4 protein-coding genes and 1 pseudogene are annotated in these 3,600 nt (G+C 57.1%); 2 read left to right on the top strand and 3 right to left on the bottom strand.

All coding sequences use genetic code 11. The annotated features are described in order from the left end of the window. Both J7360_RS19520 and J7360_RS19515 read right to left on the bottom strand, forming a co-directional pair. A pseudogene (locus J7360_RS19520) lies at positions 1 to 442 on the bottom strand (Y-family DNA polymerase); the annotation flags it as partial. After that, the gene (locus J7360_RS19515; RefSeq protein ID WP_209034565.1) at positions 442 to 921 is read right to left on the bottom strand and encodes a S24 family peptidase; all 480 of its coding nucleotides are present in this window, start codon (positions 919 to 921) and stop codon (positions 442 to 444) included. The pseudogene J7360_RS19520 and the gene J7360_RS19515, both read right to left, overlap by 1 nt. A gap of 324 nt (positions 922 to 1,245) precedes the next feature. Between J7360_RS19515 and J7360_RS19510 the strand changes: the two genes are divergently transcribed. Further along, positions 1,246 to 2,154, top strand: coding sequence for a DNA-processing protein DprA (locus tag J7360_RS19510; protein ID WP_209034563.1), 909 nt, complete (start codon positions 1,246 to 1,248; stop codon positions 2,152 to 2,154). Continuing rightward, positions 2,120 to 2,812 (top strand): hypothetical protein, encoded by a 693-nt coding sequence (locus J7360_RS19505; RefSeq protein ID WP_209034561.1) that lies wholly within the window; start codon positions 2,120 to 2,122, stop codon positions 2,810 to 2,812. The genes J7360_RS19510 and J7360_RS19505 overlap by 35 nt, the downstream gene beginning before the upstream one ends. Positions 2,813 to 3,086: 274 nt before the next feature. On the opposite strand, the gene J7360_RS19500 is transcribed toward J7360_RS19505, so the two are convergent. Beyond that, positions 3,087 to 3,600, bottom strand: a 514-nt coding sequence (locus J7360_RS19500; RefSeq protein WP_209034559.1) for a hypothetical protein, incomplete at its 5' end; no start/stop codon positions are given.

The raw sequence follows: 3,600 nt of genomic DNA, 5'->3' as shown, positions 1-3,600 counted from the left end.
AGATTAAAAGTGCTGGTGACAAGGTCTTGGTCGGCGCGATGCCGATGCAGTTGGGGATGCCCGTCCATTGGTGAACGCGCTCGCGTAGGTTGGTGGCCAGCTGCTGGCGATCGCGAATGCCGGTGAGGTCAAGGAACGATTCGTCGATCGAGTACACCTCCACACGCGGCGCGGCCTGGCGCAGGATCACGCCGATGCGCGAGGCAATGTCGCCATATAGGCCGAAGTTCGCCGAGCGCAGCGCGAGCCGGCGGCGCACCGAGGCGGGCACCTTGTGGATCGGTTGCCCCATGGCCACGCCGAGCGCTTTGGCCTCATCCGATCTCGCGATGGCGCAGCCATCGTTGTTGCTCAGCACGACCAGCGGCCTGCCACGCAGCTCCGGCTGGAACACCCGCTCGCAGCTGGCGTAAAAGTTGTTGCCATCGATCAGCGCAAACATCAGCGGCCAGCGCGGGCGTGGGTGCGGGTCACCTGTCGGACGACGCCGACCACGGCGAACACCTCCACCTCCGTACCTGGCGCCAAGACGATCGGAGCGCAGTGCGGGCTGCGGCTGTGCAGCTCGATGTGGTCAGACGCGACCTGCAGGATCTTGCAGACTGGCTGATTGCCGTCCCAGATGGCCAGCACCATGTCACCGTTGATCGGGCGCACCGAGCGGTCCACCACAAGGATGTCGCCGTCGCAGACCCCGGCGAGGAGCATGCTCCAGCCCTCAGCGCGGTAGAGGAACGTGGCTGGCGGGTTGCGGATCAGCACCTGGTTCAGATCGAGCTCGTCGTCCTGGAAATCCTCAGCAGGCGAGGGGAACCCAAGCCGGATACGGAGTGCACTGAGTGGCAAGCCCAGAGGCAACGGATCCAGGCAGGCAGGTCCGAGTAAGCGGGCATAGGTGTGTGGGGGCGGCAGAGACAGCATGGCGCGAACTCTCGTGGGGAGACGTCTCAAAGGTCGAGACGGCCCCGAAGTTAGCAAAATTACTAATAACTGATAGACTCCCCCAGGTAACCGGATTCAGCTTACGGACCAAGGGCAAAGCGGAATGAACGGACGGCTTCTTGCTAGGGCCCCTCCATCCATGGGATACGTGCCGTACCTGTGACGCAGCCTTGACTGATCTTCAGGTCTTTGCGGTGCGGACCGGATATCATGCCCCGCCGGCTGAATCAGCCGCCGTTTCACCTGTACGCGTACTGTTTGGGTGAGGAATCTATGCTTTTAGAGTGCTCACAGCAGCCTGAGATGAACCAAGTCTCCGACTTTTCCATTTTCTCCGCCCCGCCAATCGAGCTCCGTCGCGAGATGGCTGCGTATGAGTCGTTGTGGCTTGGTCAAGGCGCTTGGTTCAAGAACATCGCTCAGCTATTTGCCGAGAACCCCAGCCGTGTTCCGTCTGAGTTGGTGTCCAAACTGGAGGTCAGGGATACATGGAAACGCTTGCTTGAGGAAGTAGGTCCAGAACGCTTGAAGGAAGTTGGCGTTCGAGTCCATGGCGCTGGCGAGTACCCTGCGAAATTGCGAGAGGCAGACCATCCTGTTGAGCTTCTGTACTACCGAGGCGATTGGGAGTTGGTTGCTACGCGTGGAGTGGCTGTTGTCGGCACCCGGAGCCCCTCTCCAGAAGGTGCAGCTAATGCCAGGCGCATAGCACAGGCACTGGTTCGGCACAAATTTACAGTGGTTTCTGGTTTGGCGCGCGGCATCGACTCGGCTGCGCACGCGGGTGCGCTTGAGTCTGGTGGTCGGACCATCGCTGTGATCGGAACGCCGCTGTTTGACTATTACCCTCGCGAGAATGCTGCGCTACAGGAGCGTTTGGCAAAGGATCACCTTGTTATTTCACAGGTGCCCTTCTTGCGGTATAGGCAACAGCATTACAAGGCGAATAGCTTGTTCTTCCCGGCAAGGAACGTAACCATGTCGGCTTTGACGGAGGCGACAATCATTGTCGAAGCTGGAAACACGTCGGGGACTTTAGTTCAAGCGAGAGCAGCATTAGCCCAGGGGCGGAAGCTATTCATCTTGGACAATTGTTTCCGCCGTAGCGATCTGAGTTGGCCGAAAAAATATGAGGCGCAAGGAGCTGTCCGCGTCCGTAGCGTGACTGAAATCATTGATGCGCTGGGTGGCTATGCGCCTACAGATTCTTGAGCCAAGGGACTATGCTTACCTCGTAACTGGTGATCAGTGCTGGCATTACGGCGAGTACACCAGCGACGGTGGTTACAAAGCGAGCGACACAAACCAGAAGATCTGGAACTTAAAAAAGAAACCGACGGCCAGTGAAGGTCAGCTGTACTACAAGAACCAGGCTATCGACTACTGGGGCGCGGCTTTGGCGGGCGTAATCAGCCTTCCGCAGACGATTGGGTCGCATACATTCGTACCTATGCCTGGTTCTAAGCCGATTGGACACACTGACTACGATGATCGCATGCTCAAGGTGCTAAGGCGGATGGCGAACGCTACGCCAAACGTTGATATCAGACCGCTTTTAGTCCAGACCAGGGAACGTGATGCCCAGCATCACGGTCATCGTCTTACACCAGATGAGCTATGCGAAACGCTTGCCATTGATCCTCGGCTCTTAGATCGGCCGCTTGCTAGTACCGTCGTTGTGGTTGACGACGTCATAACCATGGGAGCTTCGTTTGCTGCTGCCAAACGTCTGTTGAGCAGGTTGCCAAATGTCAGCGGTGTGGTCGGCATTTTCCTGGCGAAGACAGTCTGGCCTTTATCCCCATTTTCCCCGTTGACTGCGGACCAGATCAAGCAACTACTCGCCGCTGGTACGAAGCCGGTCGGCTGAAGAAAGGTGCCCGTAGTAAAATTCATTTATTCATAATCCTTTAGTTCCAGGTTCGAATCCTGACGGGCCACCATAAGCACCCATAAAAGGAATTGGATGGTGTGCGCTCTGGACGATGAGCCACTGCTAGAAGTAAGCCTGAACCTCGTTCGCTGGCCGAGGATATGTAGAAAAACGCAGATATGGCAGTCGTCTTGAAAAGACGCCCGGGATAGTAGCGAGTCTTAAGGCACGGAGCCTGGGGTAATTGCGGCGCCTTCGGGTGCCCCTTTCGTTAAGGCCCGCCGCCATCAATGACATGCGCCCGATGCTCTTCAAGCAGCCTCTTCAAAAGACGCCGTCTTGCGTTCGCCTGAACGCGTATCGCAAAAAGGCCCCCGAGCAAAGACAGTATTAGCAGCGGAATCGAGATCCACAACTTGCGCCGGTTAGATTCGATCTCGATGAAGTTTGCCCACACGCCGCCATCGATCTTGAGGTTCCCCATCCCGTCGTTGTGGGTGAGGGAAATTCGCTTCAAAAGCTGATCGGGTTGAATATCGACAATCCTAATGTCTGTCCAGCTACTCACACCTATTGCCTGGCCCGCCCGCAGCTTCCCAAGCGAGATGCGCCTCGGTTCTTGAAGCACATGTTGTTGGCCATCTTCGTCGGTGAACGCCGAAGCGCTGAATATTGGATCAAGGGTGAGCGTTACCCCATTCGCTGGCAGGGTTCCTGTGTTCCTTACCAACACGAATACCATTGTCTGCGCGTTCGCCTGACGCCTAAGGAAGGTCTGAACAACG

It is taken from the genome of Xanthomonas sp. D-99 (assembly GCF_017746145.1).
GTDB classification, from domain to species: Bacteria; Pseudomonadota; Gammaproteobacteria; order Xanthomonadales; family Xanthomonadaceae; genus Xanthomonas; species Xanthomonas cissicola.
The sequence above is the reverse complement of the archived record's forward strand: the minus strand, read 5'-3'. Positions and strand labels throughout refer to the sequence as shown.